Here is a 6,741-nt window from a genome sequence, read left to right on the forward strand (position 1 = left end):
CATAAAGCAAATTTTTAAAAACTTTCCTATGAGACGAAAAAAACAGACGCTAATCGCGTCTGTTTAGATTAAAAGAATTTTAGAACAATAAAATGTAACATTTCAATGTTTTTCAAAGTAATAGATTTATATATCCCTGAGTGGCTCAACTAACAATCAGCGGGTAAAAACCACACATCAGGATTGAAGTTTCGCTTTACCTTAATACCGTGGTAACTAAATGTTCACTGCTCATGATGCTAAGTGTAAATCATACCCACCACATGTCGGCAGGTTTTTCTACAATATTCACACTTGCTAAATTCGTTACTGCTTTTTGGAATCCTTCTTCAATCGACATAATCGGATCTTCATGTTCAATGCTGATTACATGATCATAGCCATATGTCCGCAGTGCACTAACCATGTTTGACCATTCTTGTAGGTTGTGGCCATACCCAACAGACCGGAAGCTCCAAGCTCTTGTTGTTACTTCAGAATAGGGCTGCATGTCTGTTAGTCCATACATATTCACGTTATCTTGATCGATATAGGTATCTTTTGCATGGAAATGGTGAATTGCCCCTTCTTTTCCTAGTATTTTAATTGCAGCAACGGGATCAATCCCTTGCCACCATAAGTGACTTGGATCTAGGTTGGCGCCAATTGCAGGTCCAGTCGCTTCTCGTAATTTCAGCATGGTGTATGGTGTGTGCACAAGAAATCCTGCATGCAGTTCTAATCCGATTTTCACCCCATGTTGCTCAGCCAAGACCGCTTGTTCTTTCCAATAAGGAATTAACTTTTCTTCCCATTGCCATTTTAGTATATCGCCGTATTCATTCGGCCATGGAGTTACTGGCCAATTCGGATATTTTGCACCTTCCTGATCACCAGGTGTGCCTGAAAATGTGTTAACAACTGGTACTCCCATTAGGCCTGCTAATTGCACTGTTTTTACAAAAATCTCATGTGATTCTGCTGCAAAATCTTGGTCTGGTGACAATGGATTACCGTGACAGCTAAAAGCACTAATGGTCAAACCGCGTTCCTCAACTTTGTTTCGATATGCTTGCCGTTCCTTCTCGTTGGCCAAAAGTTCATCTAGATCACAGTGTGCATTACCTGGATAGCCGCCAGTACCAATTTCCACTGCTGTTAATCCGGCATCTTTTACATAATCAAGCATGTCTTCAAATGATTTATCAGAAAATAAAACCGTGAATACACCTAATCTCATATATACCGTCTCCCTTTCCTTAATGATTAACCTTAACTAATTTACTTGTTTCACTAGATTCCATTGCTGCCAAAATAATGTTCAGTGACTTCATGCCTTCTTCCCCATCAATTAGCGGTTCTGTGTTATGGATGATCGACGAAACAAAGTGATCGATCACCTGTGTGTTTGTTTGACCTGCTTCATCATTGGATTGGATTTTCCCCAGTTGATAATGAACGGTTTCTCCATTCGTGTATTGAACAATAAGTCCATAGTTGGGATCATCTTCAAGACGTAAGACCGCTTTTTCTCCATAAATAACCGTTGAGTTATCTTCATTTCTTTTATAAGACCAGCTTGCGGTGAGCGTTCCGATCACCCCATTTTCACTTTTTAAAAGACAGACTGCATTATCATCTACTGTAGCATTTTCTTTTGCATTTGTTTCGACAATGGCTGACACATCCGTGAATTCTTCACCCAATAAATAGCGCATCAAATCGGCTTTATGGACACCTAAATCGCCCATAGCGCCAATAACTGCTTGATCTTTTTTGAAAAACCAGCTATTCGTTCCATCCACACTCCAACGTTCAGGACCGCCATGCCCGAATGTTGTCCGAAAACTGTATATTTTCCCAAGCTCTCCAGCTTCGATTAAACTTCTGGCTTTTGCATGGGAAGCAACAAACCGTTGATTATGGGCAATCATTAACTTTTTCCCGCTTTTTTGTGCTGCTGAAATCATATCTTCCGCTTCTTTCATACTAGTAGCCATTGGCTTTTCACATAACACATGACAGCCAGCTTCTAATGCGGCAATACTAACTGGTGCATGCAAATAGTTCGGTAAACAAACACTAACCGCATCTATATCCTGTTCCTTCAATAAGAGCTTATAATCGGTATACGGAAGAGCGTGATATTTTTCTCCGGATTCTTTTGCTCGCGCCTCGGCAATATCGCAGACTGCAACAATATCAACGATTGGATTTTGTTCATATTCAATGAAATGACGATATTTCGCAATGCTACCACAACCAATAACTGCTACACGTAATTTCTTCATTTTAATCAATCTCCTTCGTCTTGTTTTTTGAAATAGTTTCTAATGGGTCTACATTTCCGTATTCAGGTGTAGGTGTATTGTCACCTCGCACCCAATTCACCCCGTTCTTAATGACTGTTTGAATTTCTTTATGATAGTATGTTGGATACGTTTCATGACCTGGTCGGAAGTAAAAAATCTTTCCTTTTCCTCGTTGATAGGTAGCACCACTCCGAAAGACTTCTCCGCCCTCAAACCAGCTAATAAATAATAATTGATCTGGGGTAGGGATATCAAAGTGTTCCCCGTACATTTCTTCTTTTTCAATATCGATCCACTGATCTAAACCACTCGTAATCGGGTGGCTAGGATCAACAACCCATAACCTTTCTTTTTCGCCAACTTCACGCCATTTTAAATCACAACTTGTTCCCATCAATTTTTTAAATATTTTTGAGAAATGAGCCGAATGTAAGACAACGAGCCCCATACCAGCTAATACACGGTGATACACTTTCTCGACTACAGTATCTTCGACTTCATCATGTGCCATATGCCCCCACCAGACTAGTACATCGGTTTCATTAAGCACCTCATCAGTTAGCCCATGTTCGACCTCGTCTAGGGTAGCCGTTTTTACTTCGATTTCTTCTGTTTGTAAAAAACTTGCGATCGCTCCATGAATCCCATCTGGATAAATTTCGGCGACGACTGGATTTATTTTCTCATGACGATTCTCGTTCCAAACAATAACGTTCATTTTTGTTTCCTCCTTCTATTGATTAAAAATTATCCGTTCTTTTTTTCTTCCTGACTCATATACAGCTGCAATCATTTCTTGTGTTTTCAAAGCTTCTTCTCCGGATATATCGAGTTGATCATTACCGAAGAGTGTATCGTAAAAATTGTTAATTTGTTTAACGTGGCTTACCCCCCAATACCCTTTCACTCCGGAATCGTAACGAAATGTTTCGAGCGGATTATTATCGGCAATAAATTCTTTGCCATCGATTAATTTTACTGTTGCCTTGTCAGCTACCATCTTAGCAATCCCTAGTTCGCAATGGAGTTCAATCTCAACAGGCGCGTCATAACTATAGTAATTTATTGCGTGAAAAGCAGTGACGACCCCGTTTTGATAAGCGATTACGCCTTCAGCTGCATCCTCTACTTCAATCATTTCATGGGCACGGTTACTAACACTTGCATCCACATATTTTAGTTCACTATTAACAAACCAACGCATCAAATCCATCGTATGAATAGCCTGATCAATGATCACACCTCCTCCTTCCATCTCCCAAGTCCCTTTCCAATCACTATTTTGATAATAAGCATCCGAGCGATCCCAAGTGACGGAAAGTTTACCTGACTTAATTGCTCCTAATTCCCCATTTTCCAGCATGTTTTTAATTAACTGCGAACCAGGATTGTACCGATTTTGAAAGATCACCCCTAGTATTACATCGTTTTTTCTAGCCGTTTCTACTATTTCAACGGCATCTGCATAATCAATCGACATTGGCTTTTCCGTTAAAATGTGAATGCCATGCTTGGCTGCTTCGATGGCTACGGGTGCATGTAAATGATGAGGTAAACAAATATGGATAACATCCAATGCTTCCTTCTTAAACATGTCATGATAATCCGTATATGCTTTACAGCCTAGTTGTATTGCTTTTTCCTGTGCTCGAATTTTTTTGTTATCACAAACAGCTACTAATTCGATATCTCGTCTTTCCACAATAGGTTGCGCGTGCATTGGGAAAATGTTTCCGCAACCAATGATACCTACTCGATATTTTTTCATACAAATCTTCCTCTCTACTAATAAAAAAGTATAGCGTTTACAAATATCTAATTTGCTTTATTTTCTTAGTCATTACTTAACATTAACCTCAACCAAATCATAACTTGTAAGAACTTAAATGAAAATATCTGATATAATAAAAACATGCACTATCTTGCTATGGAAAGTAGGTTATTTTATGAAAATTGGACATTGTGGTTTTTCATTTCATACCAATGGTTATTTTGAGACAAAAAAGAATGGGTTTGATACCTATTTGTTTCGGGTTCAGACAGAAGGAACATCAGAGGCGATGGTCAACAATCAAGCGTTTACGATGGAGAAAGGCGATCTTTTACTCGTTGCACCTGGACAATCCTATCAATTATCGATCGATGCTAACAGTAAAAGTAGTGACTTTCACTTGTTTTTTTCAGGTGATTGGATTGACCAATGGTGGAGACGTTCAGACAAACCAACCATGGTAAAAATAGAATTGGAAGAGCGCATTCTGACTTTATGGCGTTTTCTCGTTGCTGAAAAAAGAAGGCCTTTAACGAATCAGAATAGCGAACTAATGGAAAGTTTACTCAGAAGTATCTGTTTATTCATTGAACGGACCATTGAAGATCGTTCCGCCTACATCCGACCATTTGTCGTAACCAAAATGATGCGTTTCATTGAGGAAAATGCTACTACTACGTTTACGGTAAATGATGTTGCGGAGCATAGTGATTTAAGCGTTTCAAGAACGGTTCATCTATTTAAAGAATACGTAGGCAAAACGATTATGGGTTATGCACAAGAAATTCGGTTATCCACTGCTATCGACCAAATGAAGCACACAACGATGACCCTCGAACATATTGCTTTCAACTGTGGATTTGGTAGCTATCCATACTTTCATCGTGTCTTTAAAAAAGTTTACGGAGTATCACCCGGTAGATATCGGAAAACAGAGTGACATATTGGGAAGCTGCCCTCTACCTATAGCGAGGTCATCGAAATGATAAATCTAATATCTTCCTTATTATAAGATCCAACGTTAGTTCCTCTCGCTGTTGATCCCGGAGCAACCGTCCGTAAGACTCCCACTTCAAAATAACGAGAAAAGCAAGTTGTTTAAGTGGGAGTAACGGCCGCTAGCACCCCGAATGGTTCAAAGGTCTTTAGAGGTCATCCTTTAGGGCTAACAATCAGTGTGGGAATAACTAAAACCCTCACTGATTGAAGTTTCACTTTATGTGGTGACGGTAAGGATATGATTACTGTAGTTTTTTGCTTTGTATGTAATCTGAAAAATTACTCAATTCCGGGTTTTTTATTGACAATATTAGGAATGTGATGGTATATTTGTGTGGAAAAGTTAGTAAAAATAGTTTACTTTACCTGTTTGTATTTGATTAGCGTTTGATTAAATGATTTTTTTCATAGAGACAACAGCTCTCGTGAAAATAGATTGGTTATTTGTTACGAAGATAAGGAAGTGAAGTCCTATGAACTTAAAGATGCTGTTACCATTGTTTCTTTTTAGTCCGTTAATTGGTTGTACATCCTCAACCGTTGACAGCACTGTATTAGAAGAACCTCCGCCGAATGATTTTCGTGAGAAAAATCCATCTATCGAGCATGGAGAAATAGAGGAAATAACATATTATTCTGATACTGTTGGTGTGGAAAGAAATGCTCATATCTATAAGCCGCCTGGTTACTCAACAGAAGAAACTTATCCTGTTCTGTATTTATTGCACGGGATCGGTGGAGATGAAAATGAGTGGATTGATCAAATGAATCCTCAAGAAATTTTGGATAATTTATATGAACTGGAAGAGATAGAGCCGATGCTTGTCGTGTTACCAAATGGACGTGCAATGGAAGATGATCGTCCGGGAAGCGATATTTTTGCGTCTGAAAAAGTGAAGGCATTTGAAACATTCGAGTATGACTTGATTGATGACCTTATCCCCCATGTGGAAGCGAACTATCCGGTTTCAGCTATGCGTGATGACCGAGCGATCGCGGGTTTGTCGATGGGTGGAGGTCAATCACTGAATTTTGGTTTGACGAACATTGATATGTTTGGTTGGGTAGGGGCGTTCTCACCAGCACCCAATACAAAACCAGTAGAAGAACTAATTCCAGATCATGATTTGGTTAAGAAAAATTTGCATTTATTGTTTCTTTCTTGTGGAGTAGAAGACGACCTTCTTCCTATAAGTGATGATTTTCAAGCTTACTTAACAGAACATGATATCCCACACGTGTGGTTTGAAGAAGAAGGAGATCACGATCCAGTGGTTTGGAGTAAAGGGTTATATTATTTTGCTCAATTGCTTTTTAAACGATAATAACACACCAGGCCGTCGCTTTTTTTTGCGGTGGTCTTTTTTTTCTTATTGAAAAGTGTCGCGCTATAACTTGTCACCATCAGTCCCTTACAAAAAATAGCTGAGGCCGCTCCGGTGGAAAGCGACCGTCTGTAACTGGAGTGCCATAGAAGGTCTTAAAGAACCGGATGATCTTTTTAACCCGGTTTATCTTATGTGTGGCGAAAGATCATTTTTCGATTTTAAAAGTTTTGTAAAAGGTTTACTTCGTAGGGATAAAGAAAGTATTAATAGTTGACGCATTCAACTGTTCACCGATAAAATGAGTACTATTGGAAATCGTTACATAGATTAGCCACAAGAGGTTAGGTTATTA

The 6,741-nt window shown here is 39.1% G+C and carries 6 protein-coding genes; 2 read left to right on the top strand and 4 right to left on the bottom strand.

Annotated elements, in window-relative coordinates; all coding sequences use genetic code 11:
- Positions 1 to 250 precede the first annotated feature (250 nt).
- The 4 genes from OWO01_RS11710 to OWO01_RS11725 are packed head-to-tail and all read right to left on the bottom strand — an operon-like array spanning position 251 to position 4,059.
- Positions 251 to 1,219: a sugar phosphate isomerase/epimerase family protein gene (locus OWO01_RS11710; RefSeq protein WP_268780640.1), complete on the bottom strand. Its 969-nt coding sequence runs from the start codon at positions 1,217 to 1,219 to the stop codon at positions 251 to 253.
- Positions 1,220 to 1,238: 19 nt separating this feature from the next.
- On the bottom strand, positions 1,239 to 2,270 hold the full coding sequence (locus tag OWO01_RS11715; protein ID WP_268780641.1) for a Gfo/Idh/MocA family protein: 1,032 nt from the start codon (positions 2,268 to 2,270) through the stop codon (positions 1,239 to 1,241).
- A 1-nt stretch (position 2,271) separates the two neighbouring features.
- Entirely contained in the window at positions 2,272 to 3,009 is a 738-nt protein-coding gene (locus OWO01_RS11720; RefSeq protein WP_268780642.1) for a ThuA domain-containing protein, read from the bottom strand.
- A 15-nt stretch (positions 3,010 to 3,024) separates the two neighbouring features.
- Positions 3,025 to 4,059 carry a Gfo/Idh/MocA family protein gene (locus tag OWO01_RS11725; RefSeq protein WP_268780643.1) on the bottom strand — a complete coding sequence of 345 codons (1,035 nt, stop codon included), beginning with the start codon at positions 4,057 to 4,059 and terminating at the stop codon, positions 3,025 to 3,027.
- A gap of 178 nt (positions 4,060 to 4,237) precedes the next feature.
- Between OWO01_RS11725 and OWO01_RS11730 the strand changes: the two genes are divergently transcribed.
- Both OWO01_RS11730 and OWO01_RS11735 read left to right on the top strand, forming a co-directional pair.
- Positions 4,238 to 5,002, top strand: a complete 765-nt coding sequence (locus tag OWO01_RS11730) for an AraC family transcriptional regulator (RefSeq protein ID WP_268780644.1) — start codon at positions 4,238 to 4,240, stop codon at positions 5,000 to 5,002.
- Between the two features lie 532 nt (positions 5,003 to 5,534).
- A complete protein-coding gene (locus tag OWO01_RS11735; protein ID WP_268780645.1) occupies positions 5,535 to 6,386 on the top strand; it encodes an alpha/beta hydrolase in 852 nt (283 codons plus the stop codon).
- Positions 6,387 to 6,741 lie beyond the last annotated feature (355 nt).

The sequence above is a fragment of the Natronobacillus azotifigens genome (assembly GCF_026805325.1).
GTDB classification, from domain to species: domain Bacteria; phylum Bacillota; class Bacilli; order Bacillales; family Amphibacillaceae; genus Natronobacillus; species Natronobacillus azotifigens.

What these genes read in the sequence shown, in the direction of transcription:
- OWO01_RS11710 (WP_268780640.1), bottom strand. Translation starts at nt 1,219, where the DNA reads ATGAGATTAGGTGTATTCACGGTTTTATTTTCTGATAAATCATTTGAA.
- OWO01_RS11715 (WP_268780641.1), bottom strand. Translation starts at nt 2,270, where the DNA reads ATGAAGAAATTACGTGTAGCAGTTATTGGTTGTGGTAGCATTGCGAAA.
- OWO01_RS11720 (WP_268780642.1), bottom strand. Translation starts at nt 3,009, where the DNA reads ATGAACGTTATTGTTTGGAACGAGAATCGTCATGAGAAAATAAATCCA.
- OWO01_RS11725 (WP_268780643.1), bottom strand. Translation starts at nt 4,059, where the DNA reads ATGAAAAAATATCGAGTAGGTATCATTGGTTGCGGAAACATTTTCCCA.
- OWO01_RS11730 (WP_268780644.1), top strand. Translation starts at nt 4,238, where the DNA reads ATGAAAATTGGACATTGTGGTTTTTCATTTCATACCAATGGTTATTTT.
- OWO01_RS11735 (WP_268780645.1), top strand. Translation starts at nt 5,535, where the DNA reads ATGAACTTAAAGATGCTGTTACCATTGTTTCTTTTTAGTCCGTTAATT.